We start from the raw sequence: 19,636 nt of genomic DNA, 5'->3' as shown, positions 1-19,636 counted from the left end.
TTTTTTCATGGCAATATAAATTTAAATTTAAATATAAGTTACTTTCTTATCAGACTTTAATTCTTTTGTATCCTGAGCGTAATACAGCCAAATCAGCTCCTATAGCAAAAGCACTAAACCCCATCACACACAAATCAGAAATATCTTCTTCCGGAGAGACCAATATCCCTGCTTGTTTACCGGAGGATATAGCTGCTTTAACAGTTAAAGAAATGGCCTCCTGAAAAGGTATTCTTTCATCAGCACTCTTTCTGACTGATAAATCAAGACGCAAATCACGCGGACCAACAAAAAGCATATCCACTCCTTCTGTTGCCGCTATAGAATTAGCATTTTGTACGCCTTCGTAGTTTTCAATCTGAGCAATAAACAAAGGTGGTTCCCACTCTGTGATATTCCTGGGAGCATTTTCCCCGTATCCAAACGACCGGGAAGAACTCGAGAATCCTCTTTTCCCGAAAGGCGGATAACGCATTGCACCCACCACCCGGGCAGCTTCTTCAGATGAAGAAACATGCGGCATCATAATACCTGCAACTCCCCAGTCCAGCAGACGCGCAATAAGTCCACTACGGAATTCACTTACACGTACAATCACTTTTGTACCACTTGATTTTACAGCCATCAGATTAGGCAGAATGTCATGCTCCTGCATGAAGCCGTGTTCAAGGTCGAACAGCAACCAGTCAAACTGCATCATCGATATTACTTCGGTAACAATGGGGGAACCTAATGAAATCCACGTACCTTTACCAAGTATACGAGCCTTATTTTCTATATTCTGTTTCATACGTAAATTATTAATTTAATTCGCTATTACCTTATTTCTTCACAAGTCATCCATACTTTTCAGCTCTGTAAGCCCTTCATATGCGAGTTCTAATCTACTCAATGTAAAATTATGCAATCCCAGACCTCCTTCAGATCCCGAATTTATCAGAAAATAGTTACTATCTTTTTTAAAATATCCCGCCCCAACCCTTATCACAGCCTTAAACAGCATATTACGCATCAGATGTAGCCAAAAACGTGGTATGAAATTCTCCGGCAGAGGTTTTATTTCCTGATATCCTTCTATTAATGCATTCATCTCTTCCTTTGAGTGGAAACAAGCCATAAGTGAAATATCATCAGTAGGATCTCCTGAAATAGTATCGTCCCAATCAATCACAGCCTTTATGCAATCTTCCGTACCAAGCACATTCCATAAAGCCAGATCTTTGTGTACAAGACATCCACGTGAAATATCCAAGAATTTCAAATTAGCCACAACTGCTCCTAAAAAGCTATCAGCTTTCTCCTTTGTCAGAAAACTGTGCTGCACCAAGAAATCAAAATGCTTCTCTATATTCAGCATATAATAGTCACGATAAGTGGAATGCAGTCCTTCTAAACGTCCGTCGACACGCAAAATATCAGAATTGTATGGCCCAAAACCGTCCGTTGAAATACTTTGCCATCGGGCTATATAAGTACCTAGTTCACGCATCACAGTTCTCGTTTGCAGTTTATGAGATTTATAAATCTTATTCAAATCTGAGAATTCGACGTTTTCCATAATCTGCCAGGCAAAATCATATTTAATGCGAGATGAATCTACAGCGTATATGTTAGGGGTTGGAATTCCAATATCATGCACTCTATTTATAATGGTGGTTTCAACCTCCATATAGTCATCTTTCTCCGGTCCGTTCTCAACTCTCACGAAGTAGCTTTCATTATTCCTTGAAGCTAAAAACGTTAGATGGTTTCCTTGTCCTCCAGCTGAGGATAAAGAAAAATGTTCGCTTCCGAAATAATTGGTTAGTAACACCTCCAGTTCTTCCTGAACCTCTTTTGCATTCCCCTCATTACCTTCTTTGATTGCAAAAAAGGCCGAAGGACGATCACACTTCCAATAATAAATATTTTTTCTTGTTCCCATATCAATGTTTGGATGCTTCAAGTTCTTCAGGGTTCGATGTAAAACGCCAGATAGTAGCTAATATTCCTCCGATAGCAGTTTGCATGATCGAACAAAATACAGCAGGCACAGCTACAAGCGGCATAAAAGCAGGAAAACTATTACGAGCAAGTACCGCAGCCAAGCCTCCATTTTGCATGCCAGTTTCACATGCGATAGCCTTTGACATAGGTTTATCATACTTAAAGATTCGCCCAAAAGCATAGCCAAGGCCAAAGCCCAGCGAATGGAGTAATGATGCGGCAAGGGCTAATTGACCAGCATATTGAAACAAGAGTTCTTTTCCGTCAACCATAGCGGGAGCAATAATAGCACCGGATATGAAAACAATAGCCCATGTTGAAACAACAGGACCGGTTTGCCCCAACTTTTCTACAAACTTTGGAAATTTATACTTTATAAAGACCCCCAATGATACAGGAATCAATACTACCTGAACCACATTGAGAAACATCCCCCATGCATTTACATCAACATATTGTCCTGCCAGCAACTTGCAGAGCAGAGGAGTCATAAAAATGCCTAAGACAGTAGATACGGCTGTACTAATTATCGACAATGCAATGTTCGCACGGCCAATATAAGCAATCATGTTGGAAGCTGTACCTCCCGGACAACATGCTACCAATATAAGACCTACAGCAAATTCCGCAGGCAATCCCATCGCCATTGCAACAAGCCAGCCAGAAAGTGGCATGATAGTATACTGTGAAATAGCAGCTATTAGTACCACACGTGGTGTAGCAAATAAAGCTTTGAAATCCTCAACCCGAAGTGTAAGTCCCATACTGAGCATAACGACCGCCAATGCCAAGGTCATCCAACTCCCTTTAGTAAACCACATAAATGCACCTGGATATAAATATCCGACTATAAAAGCCAGAATAATCCAGATAGCATAAAGGTTAATAAACCATTCAATAATCTTTTTCATGTTTCTATTAGTTTTAAAATTAATATACGGTTAGCAATTTATGCAATCGATTGCATTGTGGCCTAAATTAAATTGCTAATGGTAATTCACGGTTAATCAAATACTTATGAGGTTTGAATTTTGATTACAGGTACTTACTTTTTAAAGATGACTCTCTTACTATAAGCTGTGGCTTATATACAATATCTTGATAAGGCATACCAGAGATAGCCTCCAACATTAATCTTGCGGAAGTTTTTCCAATACGATAACTAAATTGTTCAATAGAACTCAAAGGTGGATTCAATAAGACATCCCATGGCTCATTCACAAATCCTACAATGGCAATCTCCTGTGGGATTTTAATTCCCTTCTCAACAAAAACCTCCATTGCCGCTTTAGCTGCAAAGTCTCCCGAAAAGAGTATACCATCAGGCAACTGCTGGTTCTTTTGAGCCGACAATTTAATTGCATATTTCCGTCCTTCTTCTTCAGTGGTTAAAGCTGTATGAATATGTTTATTCGTAACTTCTAATCCATAATCACTCATAGCTTGCCTATATCCTCTATCCCGCTCACTCCATATCGAAACATTTTGTGGACCACGATAAAAGAAAATCCGTTTACAGCCTTGCTCTATAAGATGCTTCGTAGCCTCATAGGCCCCATTATAATCATCTTGCACAACACTACTTGTATTTGGAATAGCCATCTTACGATCGAACATAACCAAAGGAATTCCACTTTCGACCAGCGATACATAATGAGAATAATCAGTCGTTTCAGCAGCAACGGCAGCAATTATGCCTACAACTTTACCTTGACTCAAAGAAGCGATAATTTTCTTTTCACGCTCGAACAAATTACCGGAAGTAGCTATAATTAGGTTATAACCAGCTTTATATATCTCTGTTTCAACGCCAGCAATAGCCTGAACAAAATAATTACGATCAATGAGAGGCACAATCATTCCTATCGTCTTAATTTTACCGGTTTTCAAGGCCACTGCCATTTGGTTCGGTTTATAATTGAGCTCCTTTGCCAATTTATGAACAGCCTCACTTACTTCGCTGCTAATTCCCTTATGGTTATTCAGCGCACGCGAAACTGTTGAAGCCGAGATCTTCAATTCTTTAGCAATATCATAAATAGAGACTTTTTTCTTATCCATCATTATATTGTATCACTATATGAAAATACTATTGTGCACTGAAAGCTATTACTTCATTGCAATCGATTGCAATTATAGTGAAATTATAAATAAAACAAACACATTACCTTCATATTTAACATTTTTTTAACGAAAAGGCAATGTTGGCTAAATGAAACATAGGAAGAGAAGATAAATACCTTAAAGATCCTTCCTCCCCCAATTGTGTTAAAAACCCAAGATTTAAAAGCCCTCAAAATCTTTTTTTCATTTGCATTGTTCTGATGCAATATATCATTCACATAAAAATTTAATGCAATGAAGAGAAACCTGAACCCTCCTATGAAGAGAGCCCTAAGGCTTAAAAATCTATTCTTGACGGCATGTTTCCTGTTGATAGGCACTGCCGCATTCTCCCAGGAACACACTGTAACAGGTGTTGTTACCGATTCATTTAAAGAACCGTTGATTGGTGTATCCATAGTGGTACAAGGAACCAACACCGGTGTAGTGACCGGACTGGATGGCGATTACTCGATCCAAGTTCCTGCAGATGCTACCCTCGAATTCTCATACGTAGGTATGGAGAAGCAAAGCATCAAGGTAGGCAACCGCAATGTCATCAATGTACAAATGAAAGAAGACTCGCAAATGCTCGCCGAAACAGTCGTCATCGGCTATGGTAGCGCAAAAAAACGCGACCTGGCAGGATCTATCACTAATATCAAAGGGGATGAGATTGCCAACAAACCGGTTGCCAACCCACTGTCCGCCCTGCAAGGTAAAGTGGCCGGAGTACAAATCATCAACTCCGGCAAGGCTGGTGCCGACCCGGAAATCCGTGTACGCGGTACAAACTCCATCAATGGTTACAAGCCATTGTACGTAGTAGACGGCCTGTTCAATGACAACATCAACTTCTTGAATCCACAGGACATTGAGTCTATGGAAATTCTGAAAGACCCGTCTTCACTTGCCATCTTCGGTGTGCGTGGTGCTAACGGTGTCATCATCATCACCACCAAGAAAGCTAAAGAAGGACAGACCCGTGTAAACATCAATGGTTCATTTGGCTTTAAAGCCATTACCAACAAGATTGCAATGGTGGATGCAGATGGCTTCAAGTTGCTGTATAACGAACAATTAAGAAATGAAGGTAATCCGGAATACGATTTTTCCGACTGGACAGGCAACACCAACTGGCAGGATGAAATATTCCAGACCGGATTCATCACTAACAACAACATCAGCATCACAGGTGCTTCCGACAAACATAGCTTCTACCTCGGTGCGGGCTATGCTTACGAACAAGGAAACATCAAGCATGAGAAGTATAGCAAAATCACACTGAACATCAGCAATGATTATAAAGTAACAGACAACTTTAAAGTAGGTTTCCAATTCAACGGTGCACGTATGTTACCGGCCGATTCAAAGAGTGTTGCCACTGCCTTGCGTGCAGCTCCGGTGGCAGAGGTATATAATAAGGAATATGGTTTATATACCTCCCTTCCCGGATTCCAGAAAGCACAAATGAATAACCCGATGGTGGACGTTGACTTGAAAGCGAACACTACAAAAGCGGAGAACTACCGTGGTTCGGGCAATATATACGGGCAATGGGACTTCCTGAAACATTTCCAGTTCAAAGCCATGTTCTCACTGGATTATGCATCGAACAACACACGGACTTATACACCGATTATTAAAGTGTATGATGCCAGTGCCGAAGGTGATATAGCTACACTGGGCACCGGCAAGACCGGAGTCACCCAGGCCAAAGAAACGGAAATGAAAGTGCAGAGCGACTATCTGTTGACCTACACCAATTCATGGGGTGATCACAGCCTGACAGCCACCGCCGGTTTCACAACCTATTACAATAAACTCGAAAACCTGAATGCCGGACGCACGCAAGGCGTAGGTCTGATCATTCCGGACAATCCCGACAAATGGTATGTAAGTATCGGCGATGCCGCCACTGCAACCAACGGTAGTACACAATGGGAACGTTCTACAGTATCTGTACTGGCACGTATTCTCTATAATTATAAAGGCAAGTACCTGTTCAACGGTTCCTACCGCCGCGACGGTTCTTCCGCTTTCTCTTATACAGGAAACCAATGGCAGAATTTCTATTCCGTAGGTCTGGGTTGGCTGATGAGCGAAGAGGAATGGATGAAAGGTATCGAATGGCTGGATATGTTGAAACTGAAAGGATCATGGGGTACGCTGGGTAACCAAAACCTGGATAGAGCCTATCCGGCGGAGCCTTTGCTGACCAATGCCTATTCCGCAGTATTCGGTACTCCGTCCGCCATTTATCCGGGCTATCAGCTTGCCTATCTGCCTAACCCGAACCTGCGTTGGGAAAAAGTAGAAGCATGGGAGGTAGGTGCCGAAGCCAACTTCTTCCGCAACCGCCTGCACTTTGAAGGTGTATATTACAAGAAGAAAACAAAAGACCTGCTGGCAGAAGTTCCCGGTATTTCAGGAACCGTGCCGGGCATCGGTAACCTGGGGGCTATCGAAAACCTGGGTGTGGAACTTGCACTGAGTTGGCGCGACCAGATCGGCGACTGGAATTATAACGTCGGAGCCAACCTGACTACCATTAAGAATAAGGTATTGAGCCTTGTACAGGATGGATACTCCATCATTGCCGGAGATAAGAGCCAAAGTTATACAATGGCAGGTTATCCTATCGGTTACTTCTATGGTTACAAAGTAGAAGGTGTTTACCAGACTCAGGAAGAGATTGATAATTCACCGAAGAATAAGCTTGCAACGGTCACTCCGGGTGACTTGAAGTTCAAGGATGTGAACGGTGACGGTGAAATCACCACAGCCGACCGTACCATGATCGGTAATCCGACACCGGATATTACTTATGGTATTACTCTCGGAGTAGGTTACAAGAATTGGGAGTTGGCAGTAGACATGATGGGACAAGGCGGCAATCAGATTTACCGTACCTGGGATAACTACAACTGGAGCCAGTTCAACTTCATGGCACAACGCATGGACCGTTGGCATGGAGAGGGTACCAGCAATACCCAGCCGTTGCTGAATACGAAACACAGCATCAACAATATGAATTCCGAATACTATATAGAAGACGGCTCGTTCTTCCGCATCCGCAACGTATCATTGGCTTACAACTTTGACAAGGCGTTGATTTCCAAGATCGGTATGCAGGCACTGAAACTCTATGTGAATATTCAGAATCTGAAAACGTGGAAACATAACACCGGATATACACCTGAACTGGGTGGCTCGGCCATTGCCTTCGGGGTGGATGACGGAAGTTATCCGATGCCGGCGATTTATACGTTCGGGTTTAATCTGACGTTCTAAAGGGGCGTAGCGCCCCGGCAAGGTTTCCTTGCGGCGTACAAGAATAACCCCATATTATAATAACCATAACAACAAAAGATTATGAAGATAAAAAAATATTTCCTGTCCCTGTTGATTGGCGCAACCGCCCTCTCATTCAGTTCCTGTAATGACTTTCTGGACCGTGACCCGTTAGGCCAGTTCACGGAAGACGACGCCCCCAACGCCCTTGTAGGCGGAAAGATATTCAACGTTTACTACCTGATGCGTTCGTATGACATCACCGCAGGTATCCCCGCTTTCATGGTACACATGGTTCGCAGCGAGGATTCAGAAAAGGGCAGTGATGCCGGCGACGGCGGTAACGAAGCTGCCATGTGGGATGATTTTGAGTACACAGCCTCCAACGGTCCGTTAGCCGCTTACTGGGGTCAGAACTACAAAATCATCTACCAATGTAATGAGATTCTGGACGACATCGCCAACAGCGACCATAAGGACGACACCGAATCCATCCGCAACCGTGGTGAAGCCCTCTTCTTCCGTGCTTACTGCTACTTCAACCTGGTACGTGCCTTTGGTGAAGTGCCTCTGGTGACCATCAAAGTAGTGGAAGCCTCCGATGCCAACGTCCCCAAAACCACTGCCGAGAAGATATACGAACAGATTGACAAAGACCTGACCGAAGCCGAAAAGTGCCTGCCCTTGAGATGGGACAGCGACTACACGGGACGGCTCACCTGGGGTGCCGCACGTTCCCTGCACGCACGTACCTACATGATGCGTAACGACTGGAAAAATATGTACACTGCTTCTACGGATGTCGTTAATTCCGGAATCTATAACCTGAATACTCCGGTAGATAAAGTCTTCACCGTAGAAGGTGAGAATTGCGGCGAAAGTATCTTCGAACTGCAATGCGAATCTACCGACGCTATGAAGGAAGACGGCAGCATCGGCAGCCAGTTCTGCCAGGTACAGGGTGTGCGCGGAGCAGGCAACTGGGACTTAGGATGGGGTTGGCACATGGCCACCACCCTGATGGGCAAAGCTTACGAACCGGGCGATCCGCGTAAGAATGCTACACTGCTTTACTTCCGCCACAGCGATGACGAGCCTATCACAGAAGAGAATATAAATGAACCCTACGGTGAATCACCCGTATCCACGGCCATGGGCGCTTACTTCAACAAGAAAGCCTATACTGACCCGGCATTACGCCGCAAGTATACCCGTATGGGCTTCTGGGTAAATATCCGTCTCATCCGCTATCCGGACGTACTGCTGATGGCCGCCGAATCTGCCAACGAAAAAGGTTTAATGGGTGAAGCAAGCGGTTATCTGGAACAGGTACGTGCACATGCTCGCGGCACGCTGACCAATGTACTGCCCAAAGTGGAATCTCTGGATCAGAGTGTATTGCGTGAGGCTATCCGCCATGAACGCCGTGTAGAACTGGGATTAGAGCCCGACCGCTTCTATGACCTCGTACGTTGGGGCATCGCACAAGAAGTGCTTCAGGCTACCGGTAAGAACTACCAGCCCAAGAATGCACTGTTACCATTGCCACAGACAGAAATAGATAAATCAAACGGTGTATTGGTGCAAAATCCCGATTATTAATCAAATCGAACTCCGCAAGTATCGGCAAGCCATGCAACCGCAGAGTTTATCAGAAAAGCCTGCGGAGGCTAAGGCGTCAAGAGGCAAGATTCTATTCTTTCCACCATGGGGTTTCTTTCTTTCCACCATGGTGGAAAGAAAAAACCTCCACGGTGGAAAGAAAGAAACCCCATGGTGGAAAGAATAAGCAAATACTACCGCGCGGCTTAGCAATAGGGAAGAAAATCCTTAAATATCGCAGTCAGATTGCTTATGACAACCCATGCTCATTTTATTATCTTAAAATATAGAAATATATGAAAGCAATATTCAAAAGAACAAGCCTGTTGTTGATGGGCACCCTGATAGGCATATCAACCGTACAGGCACAAAAGTCCCCCCAAGACATGGACCGCTTCATCGATGCGCTGATGAAGAAAATGACTGTGGAAGAGAAAATCGGACAGTTGAACCTACCCGTCACGGGAGACATCACCACAGGACAGGCCAAGAGCAGCGACGTAGCCACAAAGATTGAAAAAGGATTGGTAGGCGGACTCTTCAACCTGAAAGGGGTAGACCGCATTCTTGAAGTGCAAAAGCTGGCAGTAGAGAAATCACGTCTCGGCATTCCCCTGTTATTCGGCATGGACGTGATACATGGATACGAAACCATCTTCCCCATCCCATTGGGGCTGTCCTGCACTTGGGATATGGCCGCCATCGAGAAGTCTGCCCGTATCGCAGCCATCGAAGCAAGTGCCGACGGCATCTCCTGGACATTCAGTCCGATGGTAGATATCAGCCGTGATCCACGCTGGGGACGTGTCAGCGAAGGTTCGGGAGAAGACCCTTTTCTGGGTGGAGCTATCGCACAGGCAATGGTATACGGATACCAGGGTGCCAATCAGCAAGACCAGTTGCGCCGTAATGATGAAATCATGGCCTGCGTTAAACATTTCGCCCTGTATGGAGCCGGAGAGGCCGGACGCGATTATAACACAGTGGATATGAGCCGCAACCGGATGTTCAATGAATTTATGTATCCGTACGAAGCTGCCGTAGAGGCAGGTGTAGGTAGCGTAATGGCTTCATTCAATGAAATAGACGGGATACCGGCTACCGGAAACAAATGGCTATTGAGCGACTTGCTGCGTGGCCAATGGGGGTTTGAAGGGTTTGTGGTAACAGACTTTACAGGTATTGCGGAGATGATAGAACATGGTGTCGGCGACTTACAAACCGTCAGTGCACTTGCCCTGAATGCAGGTGTGGATATGGATATGGTAAGTGAAGGTTTTGTCGGCACGCTGATGAAATCCATTAAAGAAGGAAAAGTGAGAATGGGTACGCTAAATACGGCTTGCCGCCGGATATTGGAAGCTAAATACAAATTGGGACTGTTCGACAATCCTTATAAATATTGTGATGTGAACCGTCCGAAGCGGGACATCTTTACAAAAGAGCATCGGGATGCTGCACGCCGGATTGCCGCCGAGAGCTTTGTACTGCTGAAGAATGACGCAGGCGTGCTTCCATTAAAGAAGCAAGGCACCGTTGCAGTCATCGGTCCTCTCGGCAATACGCGTAGCAATATGCCGGGCACTTGGAGTGTAGCTGCACGCCTCAACGATTATCCTTCTTTGTACGAAGGACTGAAAGAGATGATGGCAGGCAAAGTCAACATCACCTACGCCAAGGGCAGCAACCTTATCGGTGATGCTGCTTACGAAGAACGTGCCACCATGTTCGGTCGCTCACTGAACCGCGACAACCGTACGGATCAGGAATTATTGGACGAAGCGCTGAAAGTGGCAGCCGGAGCCGATGTCATCGTAGCCGCACTGGGGGAATCTTCTGAAATGAGTGGTGAAAGTTCAAGCCGCACAGAACTCGGCTTACCCGATGTGCAGCATACTTTACTGGAAGCCTTACTGAAAACGGGCAAGCCTGTAGTACTTACTCTGTTTACCGGTCGCCCGTTGACACTGAATTGGGAACAGGAACATGTACCTGCTATCCTCAATGTATGGTTCGGAGGTAGCGAGGCAGCTTATGCCATTGGCGATGTATTGTTCGGCGACGTAAATCCAAGTGGAAAACTGACAATGACGTTCCCGAAGAATGTAGGCCAGATACCTTTGTTCTACAATCATAAGAATACCGGTCGTCCGTTGGCAGAAGGTAAATGGTTCGAAAAGTTCCGCTCAAATTACCTGGATGTGGATAATGAACCATTGTATCCCTTCGGTTATGGATTATCATATACCAACTTCCAGTATAGTGACATTGCACTGAGCACGCCTACACTGGGAAAAGACGGTTCTGTTACCGCCGTAGTTACTGTAACCAATACGGGTAAATACGATGGTGCGGAAGTAGTACAACTCTATATCCGTGATCTTGTAGGAAGCATCACCCGTCCGGTGCGCGAGCTGAAGGGTTTCAATAAGATCTTCCTTCGTGCCGGAGAAAGTAAAACAGTATCATTCACCATCACGCGCGACCTGCTCCGGTTCTATGATTATGATATGAATTACGTAGCCGAACCCGGTGATTTCAATATTATGATTGGTGGAAACAGCCAGGCGGTGAAGACGGCAAAGTTGACGCTGACGAATCCCGGCAACACTGCCCAACTTACGGACGATGCTTTGATGGACACTGTTCAACGGCGAACCTTCAATTACTTCTGGGAAGGCGCAGAGCCTAACAGTGGTCTTGCCCCCGAACGTATCCACATGGACGGCATCTATCCCGAGAAAGACCAGAACGTTGTCACTTCCGGTGGCAGTGGCTTCGGTATTATGACTATACTTTCAGGTATCGACCGCGGCTACGTCACCCGTGAAGAAGGTCTGGCACGTATGGAAAAGATTGTCTCTTTCCTTGAGAAAGCTGACCGTTTTCATGGAGCCTACCCACATTGGTGGTATGGAGATACCGGTAAAGTGAAACCTTTCGGACAAAAAGACAATGGTGGAGACCTTGTGGAAACAGCCTTCCTGATACAAGGATTACTGGCTGTACACCAGTATTACATCAATGGTTCGCCGGAAGAGCAGGCACTTGCCAAACGCATCGATATCCTCTGGCGCGATGTCGATTGGAATTTCTATCGCCAAGGCGATCAGAATGTACTCTACTGGCATTGGAGTCCCGAATATGGCTGGGCAATGGATTTCCCTGTACATGGTTATAATGAATGCCTTATCATGTACCTGCTTGCCGCAGCCTCTCCCACACATGGTGTTCCCGCCGCTGTCTATCATGACGGTTGGGCACAGAACGGTGCCATCGTCGATCCCCATAAAGTAGAAGGCATCGAACTTCATTTGCGCTATCAAGGTTGTGAAGCCGGGCCACTCTTCTGGGCACATTATTCTTTCCTCGGATTGGATCCGACAAACCTGAAAGATGAATATTGTTCCAGCTACTTTGACGAAATGCGCAACCTGACGCTTGTGAACCGTGCTTATTGCATCCGCAATCCGAAGCACTACAAAGGTTTCGGCCCGGACTGCTGGGGACTGACCGCGAGCTACTCCGTCAACGGATATGCCGCCCACATGCCGAATGAACGGGACGACCAGGGAGTCATCTCCCCTACTGCCGCCCTTTCATCCATTGTCTATACACCGGAGCAGTCGCTGGCTGTGATGCGGCACCTCTACGGAATGGGCGATAAGCTATTCGGGCCTTACGGTTTCTACGATGCCTTTAGCGAAACTGATAACTGGTATCCCAAGCGATATCTCGCCATCGACCAAGGCCCGATAGCCGTCATGATAGAGAACTATCGCACCGGATTGCTATGGAACCTCTTTATGAGCCATCCGGATATACAAAACGGATTGCAGAAACTGGGATTCCCAATAAATAAATAGATAGATAGAAAAGCCGGAAGCAATACACAATAGTAGTAAATGAGTAGTCCTTGAATTGTTAGAAATCAGGGATATGTATTGGTAGCGAATGTAACGTAATGATTTGTTTTTGCGGTAAAAGTAATGTTTTACCGCAGAAACTTTTTATCTTTGGGGGAACACTTACTAATACCCCCAAAAATCATGAAAAGAATTTTATTGGCTATCTGCGTGATAGCGTTGTCTGTCCTCTCCTACGGGCAAGGCATCAACCAACGAGCCTTCACTTTCGCCTGGCTCAGCGATGTACACCTCAATTCTTTCGCCTATGCCGAAGATGATCTGCGGCAATCCATTGAAGACATCAATGCTAATCCAGATGTTGACTTCACTATTCTCAGCGGCGACGTCACCGAATTCGGTGATACCAAAGAATTCTATCTACTGCAAGATATTCTGAAAGATTTCAGGAAGCCTTATTTCCTCATTCCCGGCAATCATGATGTAAACTGGAGTGAAAACGGATGCACGATGTTCGACAAGATTTTCCAGGCTTCCCATTTTTGTTATGACTGGCAGGGAGTTCGTTTCATCGGCTGTGGCGCCGGACCAAGCCTACGTATGGGACCGCCTCACATCCCCCGCGAAGAGATTCTGTGGCTCGACTCCATCGTCCGTGCTACTCCGGCAAAGCAACCCATTATCTTCATCAATCACTTTCCTCTCAATCAGGACCTGAGTAACTGGTACGAAGTTATCGACATTCTCAAAACACGCAATATCCAGGCAATACTCGGAGGACACCTACACGTGAACCATGCTTATGATGCAGAAGGAATTCCTGCCGTTATAGGCCGTTCTTCCTTAAGAAGGGAAGACCCCATAGGCGGATATAACCTGGTACACCTGCGTGGTGATACACTGGAGTTCAACGAACGGATCATCAAGACCGAAACCCGTCCGGCTTGGAACACTATTCAACTGCAATCTCCAGCCGGGAAGAAGGATACGGTTTACTATCGCCCGGACTTTTCCATCAATGCTACCTACCCTTCCATCCGTGAGGTTTGGAAACTCAAAGATGTGACGGACGTGGCCTCACAAGCCGGCATCGATGATAACCTATACGTTTATACTAATACCGCGGGTGTGGTTCATGCCCTCAATACCACCAACGGAGAAACCTTGTGGACCTACACTACGGGAAACAAAATCTTCTCCGCCCCTTTCATTACCCCGAAACTCGTCATCGTTTCTTCGTGCGACGGTTTCGTCTATGCGCTGGACAAGAAGCGGGGAACCGTACGTTGGAAATACAATACCAACTATCCTATTGTGGCTTGTCCGGTGGTTGCCAACGAAACCATTTACATCGGTAGCAGCAACGGCAAGTTCTACTCACTGAAACTGGCCGACGGCACATTGAACTGGGTTTGCGAAGGTTTGCAGGGATACATAGAATCACGCCCTGCCGTAAACAAAGAACATGTATATATAGGAACCTGGGGAGCCATGTTCTATGCCATCGACCGAAAGACGGGAAAAAAGGTATGGGAGTTCGACACCAAGCGGGGCAGATATTTTTCACCGGGCGCCTGCTGGCCGATAGTGCTACCTTATACCGATCAAAGCAAGAAGGCCGAACAAGTCATTGTCCTCAGTTCAGATTATTTCATACGTGCCTTCCAGCCCGATAATGGAGAAATTCTTTGGGCTTCCGACAAAGCAAAAGGGCGGGAGTCCCTCGGATTCTCACCGGACGGAAAAACAATGTATGTGAAAGGGATTAAGGATAACATAACTGCCGTAGATATCTCTCACGGGAAGTACACCACACTTTGGAGTACTTCGATGCCATACAAGGGTAATTTCATTCCCACCCGAATGGAAACGACCGGACAATTAGTCTTTATTCCTACCGAATTTGGCGTGCTCCATGCTGTGAAGACAGATGGAAGCGGAATTGCGTGGTCTCATAAAATTTCTCATTCGGCAATCACTTCTCTGATCAATGCAGGGAAAGGAAGGGTAATTGTGATGACGATGGATGGAACAATTATGTGTCTGGAATATCCACTTATCAGATAACTGATAAAAAGAAGAGGTTGTGTTCAAATGTGTGACACAACCCCTATATTATCAAGAATCAGTTGACAAGGATACTACCCTTTCATTTACTCATAAGCTTTCATTTCAAAATGAATCGGAGTACGACTGGATGGTTGTTGCTGTTCCGGAGTGCGAATCTTCGGTCCCGGAATGAACGGACTGCGTAACATCACATAACGCATACGCGTTGCCTGATCTGCCGTAAACCGATCTGCATCAGAAATGGCATAATCCATGACATTAGTCGAGCGAAAAGTCATACCCGGATGTTTACAGTCATTACGCATCACCAGAACCTCATAGTCTGCCTGGGTCATTGTGCCACTATTTCCCAAATATTTCAGGAGGTAGTCATCATACTCTGCCTTATTATATGTCGGAGTATCTTCACAGAAGTCACTGTCAATGCACCAGTCTGAACTTCCCGTCTGATCCTCGTCATTTTCCGAAAACGCATGGCGCAGTCCTAAATAATGTCCCAATTCATGTGTCAATGTAGCAACAATATCAGAACTGCTATAATACGCATCATGGTCATAAATATAATCGTTATTGATACTGACACAATGCGGGTAAGGGATATTAGTATAATCAACCTCATACGCTAGCACACTTAGGCCTTCTAAATGGTCCGGTTGAATTGTGTAAGGGAAAGTAGAGATTCCCAATATACCTTCTTCAGTGAAGGTATAGAGACAGACATTAATATAACGGTCCTGATCCCACATCAAGTCAATATACTTCTGAGGCGTATTGGCAGTGTATCCCATAAATTCCCTGCAACTGATCCGAGCATTGGCCCATTGTATGCGATGTACACCAGGTTCCTCCATCTTATTGCCGTCAGGATCTTCGGTAGCCAGCACAAATTCCAGATTCAAGTCCACACCACTACTTTTATAAAGTTTATTCACATCAGCAAGTATCGTTTCCAACCAGCCCGTCTTCACATACTGTTTCGTATTACTTTTACTGGAATAGATGACATGAAAAACAACAGGTAACTTATAGTGATAATTATCATCAGGCACAACAACTTTCTGACTAACCGTAACAGTTTGAGACGACACACCACCTGCTACTACAACGGTTATTCTGGCTGTACGTGTACCTCTATCTATATTCTCGGCAATATTCAACTGAACATCGGCAGTTCCTTCACCACCAGCTTTTAAAGGTACACACCAAGAAGCATCCGAAGTCACTGTCCAGGAAGCGTTCGATGTTATCTTCAAGGTTAATGTAGTAGCCGTAGCATCCAGATCCGTAAACGAAGATTGCGAAACTTCCACGTAAGGAGCTTCGTCATCACCATCGCTACAACCTGCCACGAAAGGCAAGCATAAAGCGAACAGGAAAAGTAATTTGAGATTTTTCATTTTAGTCATATCTGGTAAATTAAGTTTTTATTTGTATTCAAAGGCAACACTCCCGTTGATAGGGCAATCAATAACATTGTCAACAATAAAACGGTTCGCTGAATTCGGTTTGGAAACAACAATCACAACATGGCATTTACTCAAATTATTGATGCCTGCCTGTGCAATATTAAACTCACAGAAAAAATCCGCTTTTTCACCCTTTGTCCATCCGGTGCGTCCACCCAGTAAAACACCAGCTACAGGAGAAGTAGAATTAGCAGCACGCAAAGCTTTATTATGGATCATCGGAGAATCCAAAGTAACATCAGTAGAATTAGCTTGTGCATGTTGAATACCATCTTCCAGCAGCCAGGCAGCAATACGGTAATCGGCATTTACCCCTACTTTTATTTTAGCCTGCACTTTCACTTTACCGGAAGCTTCTGTTCCGCTTACGGCTGCTGAAACTCCACAAGTGGCAGGATCTTCCAAAGCCAGCCTCACATTTGTAGAAATAGTATTAGATATCTGCTGGGGGTAATTGGAACCGATAGACATATTCTTATCCATATTTATCACCATAGCCGGGAAACTGTTCATTCCCGCAGCACTGATAATGGCCAGAGAAGCCTCATTAGTCATCGGATCTGTTTCATTAATATTAGTATGTACTGCAACAAACACAGTGCTGGCTGCCCGTTCTGTTTCGGAGAAGATATTGATACCGGAAATCATATAAGGACAATAAGCACATCCTGTACTGGTGCCCTGCACAGCCAATACGCGTTGCTTAAATCCTTCAAAAGTGTTCGCACTCGGATCAGATGGCAAAGAAGGTATGCCACTTACAGCTTGCACTGTGATTTTATCAGAAATCTCGCCGTTATAGCTGGCAAAAAATTGAAAACTTCCTTCTGTAACGGAAGAAAAGGAAGTATTGCCATAAACAGCCGAAGCCTTATAAATAACAGCTTTGTCCGTTACATCGGAGTTACCCTTCATCACAGTAAAGACGGTCGCATCCTGTCCGTTTGCTTCAATTACAGTGGCCGAAGTACGCAGTATCAAAGTACCGGTTTCGTTACCTCCACCGTTCTCCGGTTCGTCATTGGAATTTCCACTACAAGCGGAAAAGACAACTATTACAATGATAGCTGCCCAATATAAGTATTTACTTAAATGTATCATTTCTTCTATAATTCTTTTAATATTACATGTTGTTTTCAGAAACTGGTTGTTAACGTCAGGTTAACACCGGTATAGGCAGGTTGGTAACGACATACTCCACCTGAACAAACAAATCCGGCACGGTTACGCCCATAACTCAGTTGTAAGCGGGTGCGGTGTTGCGTATAGCTGACAGAAGCATTATAATAATGCTTATCCGTAGTGCCATGGTTCCACATATCACTTACGGCGAAACTCCAGCGGGGAGCCAGACTCAATTCCACTAAAGCAGCCACCCAGTCCTTCTCATAATCTGTAGAGTAGAGATATTGTACTTCTGCACGCAAGGCCGTCTTCTTATTAAACTTATACGTATTGTCCAGTACAAAGATATTTGAAGCGTAAGTTACATCCTGCATACCATGGCTGGGACTCCATTCCTGCACGGATACCAGAAAAGCAGTTTTCCACCGTTTATTCCACTGGTGTTCTACATCCGCATTGATATCACGCCACAAAAGACGGCTTTCCCCGGTCAAATCCTTATCCGAATAGAATGTGGAGAAATTAGCATGGAAATTCCAGTAATCGTTGCGCAGCTTGTCACCACGGATAGAGTAATAGGCATCAATCTGCCCCCCGACTTCACCTTCGGCATTCACCTGATAAGGATTAAGGTTTGCCAGCATATAGGTGTATTGACGAGTCAGGGCAGGCAGGTAATTCAATACATTACCGGCACCTTCACCCATCAACGTAAGCATCGTATTCATGTGTTCCAATCGGCGGAATGTGCCCAATACACTAAAACGGTTATGACTATATCCCAGTTCCACCAGAATTGCATTCCCGTCCACCATATTTGCACTGACAGAAGTAGGCAGGTCTTTCCCTTTACTCACATATTCAGCACGTATAGTCCAATCGTTCCAGTCCCAATTAATGCGACCGGAAAACATATCAAGATTGGAGGTGGTAAGAATATCGATTAAATCGGCATTCTCCTTCAAATCTTCATAACGATTCACATAACTACCTTCTACATTCAGATTCATATTCTGTAAACCCAGAAGTGAAGAAAGTGAAACACTGGCATCAAATCCACGGACGTAACTGTCTGCATAATCCAGATAAAGGCGGGGGCGTCCATACAGCCCGCTCAAACGGACATACTCTTTATACTCATAACGCCCCTGCACACCTTCAATAGAATTATTAAAGCCTAAAGCCCGATCTTCGTAACTGCGAAACACAAGTCCACTACCATATTGATCGTAAATATCACCAGCACGAAAACCAAAATTCTCATCTTGCCAGCTCACATATTTAGCCCCTAAAAGCGTACGCTTGCCATTACCGTAAACAGCATAATCATATCCTTGCAAAGCAGGTAAGAATCCTTCCAACTGAATACCAGCAGAGAATTTACCATAGCTATAGTCCAGTTTCAAATAGTTATTTGAACCAAAATGATCATCAGGGTTTACAGAAGAACCGGCATCCAGACCTGTATCTTCCACATAATAGATACTGTTACTCTCCAGGCTTCCGGTCAACTGGCCTTTATTAGATTCCTGGGCATTGAGCTGTGCTACAGAAAAACAGACCAACATCCACATTGCATATAATTTTCTCATTTCTTTTGTAGTTCTTTAAGCTTCTCCAGTAATTCCAGTTCACTACCGGGAGTATAGCCTGAATGTGAATATACAATTTTACCATTCCCATCCACAATATAAGTTTGTGGAGTAAGAGATACGTTCATAGCCCGCTTCAGATTCTGGTTCTTATCGAACAAACAGATAAAATCCCACCCAAACCCTTTGGCCATAGACCGGGCACGAGCCGTAAAACGGCTATCATCAATAGATACGGCAACAATATTAAAATCCACTTCTTCACGCCATTCTTCCAATAGTTCATTCAGCGTGTTAAGTTCAGTGATACAAGGCTTGCAAGTCACTCCCCAAAAAAAAAGGATGAAAGGTTTTCCGTCAACCAATGTTTTAGTAGAAATTATTTCACCTCGAGTGTTTTCGACTTTTACATCAGGCAATACCTGAGCATAAGTCACAAGGGTAGAAAAAACGAAGAATACCCCCATTAAGAAACTGATTTTCTTCATCATATCAAGTATTTCTTAATTAATAACAGAAAAGGTACACCGGA

The 19,636-nt window shown here is 44.7% G+C and carries 12 protein-coding genes; 4 read left to right on the top strand and 8 right to left on the bottom strand.

Going from position 1 to position 19,636, the window contains the following annotated elements:
• Window positions 1–49: 49 nt before the first annotated feature.
• The 4 genes from DW182_RS09310 to DW182_RS09295 form a co-directional block, all read right to left on the bottom strand.
• Window positions 50–790: an HpcH/HpaI aldolase/citrate lyase family protein gene (locus DW182_RS09310; RefSeq protein ID WP_118216830.1), complete on the bottom strand. Its 741-nt coding sequence runs from the start codon at window positions 788–790 to the stop codon at window positions 50–52.
• Between the two features lie 39 nt (window positions 791–829).
• Window positions 830–1,924 (bottom strand): phosphotransferase family protein, encoded by a 1,095-nt coding sequence (locus DW182_RS09305; protein ID WP_118295328.1) that lies wholly within the window; start codon window positions 1,922–1,924, stop codon window positions 830–832.
• 1 nt (window position 1,925) lies between these two features.
• Window positions 1,926–2,897: a bile acid:sodium symporter family protein gene (locus DW182_RS09300; RefSeq protein ID WP_118216828.1), complete on the bottom strand. Its 972-nt coding sequence runs from the start codon at window positions 2,895–2,897 to the stop codon at window positions 1,926–1,928.
• Between the two features lie 124 nt (window positions 2,898–3,021).
• A complete protein-coding gene (locus tag DW182_RS09295) occupies window positions 3,022–4,050 on the bottom strand; it encodes a LacI family DNA-binding transcriptional regulator (protein WP_118216827.1) in 1,029 nt (342 codons plus the stop codon).
• 294 nt (window positions 4,051–4,344) lie between these two features.
• Between DW182_RS09295 and DW182_RS09290 the strand changes: the two genes are divergently transcribed.
• The 4 genes from DW182_RS09290 (at window position 4,345) to DW182_RS09275 (ending at window position 14,918) form a co-directional block, all read left to right on the top strand.
• Entirely contained in the window at window positions 4,345–7,383 is a 3,039-nt protein-coding gene (locus DW182_RS09290; protein WP_118295327.1) for a TonB-dependent receptor, read from the top strand.
• Window positions 7,384–7,464: 81 nt separating this feature from the next.
• Entirely contained in the window at window positions 7,465–8,985 is a 1,521-nt protein-coding gene (locus DW182_RS09285) for a RagB/SusD family nutrient uptake outer membrane protein (RefSeq protein WP_118295326.1), read from the top strand.
• A gap of 296 nt (window positions 8,986–9,281) precedes the next feature.
• On the top strand, window positions 9,282–12,851 hold the full coding sequence (gene bglX, locus DW182_RS22775; protein WP_118295325.1) for a beta-glucosidase BglX: 3,570 nt from the start codon (window positions 9,282–9,284) through the stop codon (window positions 12,849–12,851).
• Window positions 12,852–13,034: 183 nt separating this feature from the next.
• A complete protein-coding gene (locus DW182_RS09275; protein WP_118295324.1) occupies window positions 13,035–14,918 on the top strand; it encodes a PQQ-binding-like beta-propeller repeat protein in 1,884 nt (627 codons plus the stop codon).
• 86 nt (window positions 14,919–15,004) lie between these two features.
• Here DW182_RS09275 and DW182_RS09270 read toward each other — a convergent pair whose 3' ends face one another.
• Genes DW182_RS09270 through DW182_RS09255 form a run of 4 tightly spaced genes read right to left on the bottom strand, consistent with a single transcriptional unit; the run spans window position 15,005 to window position 19,595 of the window.
• Window positions 15,005–16,318, bottom strand: coding sequence for a zinc-dependent metalloproteinase lipoprotein (locus tag DW182_RS09270; RefSeq protein ID WP_229107059.1), 1,314 nt, complete (start codon window positions 16,316–16,318; stop codon window positions 15,005–15,007).
• Window positions 16,319–16,345: 27 nt separating this feature from the next.
• Window positions 16,346–17,488, bottom strand: coding sequence for an Omp28-related outer membrane protein (locus DW182_RS09265; RefSeq protein ID WP_118295322.1), 1,143 nt, complete (start codon window positions 17,486–17,488; stop codon window positions 16,346–16,348).
• A 35-nt stretch (window positions 17,489–17,523) separates the two neighbouring features.
• Window positions 17,524–19,104: a DUF6029 family protein gene (locus DW182_RS09260; RefSeq protein ID WP_118295321.1), complete on the bottom strand. Its 1,581-nt coding sequence runs from the start codon at window positions 19,102–19,104 to the stop codon at window positions 17,524–17,526.
• Window positions 19,101–19,595 carry a TlpA disulfide reductase family protein gene (locus DW182_RS09255; protein ID WP_118295320.1) on the bottom strand — a complete coding sequence of 165 codons (495 nt, stop codon included), beginning with the start codon at window positions 19,593–19,595 and terminating at the stop codon, window positions 19,101–19,103. The genes DW182_RS09260 and DW182_RS09255 overlap by 4 nt, the downstream gene beginning before the upstream one ends.
• Between the last annotated feature and the right edge of the window lie 41 nt (window positions 19,596–19,636).

This window comes from Bacteroides sp. AM16-24, assembly GCF_003471885.1.
Lineage (GTDB): Bacteria > Bacteroidota > Bacteroidia > Bacteroidales > Bacteroidaceae > Bacteroides.
The sequence above is the reverse complement of the archived record's forward strand: the minus strand, read 5'-3'. Positions and strand labels throughout refer to the sequence as shown.